Genomic DNA, 254 nt, shown 5'->3' with positions numbered 1-254 from the left:
AGCATCCGAAACGGATCAGCGTGCCGGTCTACCCATTTGCAAAGGAGCCGTACTGGCCGAAAAAAGCAGAAAAGAAAACATCTGCCGCACACACCGGAATCTCAGTTTTACACCCGCTCGTGCAGCAAAACACGTCAGATTTGGCCGTACAGCGGTTCAGCTCACGGTGTACAGGCACAGAATTTTTCCTGAAGGATCATGTGGTCAGGGAAAAAGCGGTGCTTCCGGGAGCGGCATATTTGGAAATGTCTTAT

At 50.8% G+C, this 254-nt stretch carries 1 protein-coding gene; it reads left to right on the top strand.

The features are described from left to right. Positions 1 to 254, top strand: a 254-nt coding sequence (locus KVT31_RS29755; protein WP_217613748.1) for a hotdog family protein, incomplete at both ends; no start/stop codon positions are given.

It is taken from the genome of Bacillus sp. GbtcB14, assembly GCF_019091205.1.
Taxonomy (GTDB): domain Bacteria; phylum Bacillota; class Bacilli; order Bacillales; family Bacillaceae_G; genus Bacillus_A; species Bacillus_A cereus_AG.
Note: the sequence above shows the minus strand (reverse complement) of the source record. Positions and strands in the feature narration are given on the sequence as shown.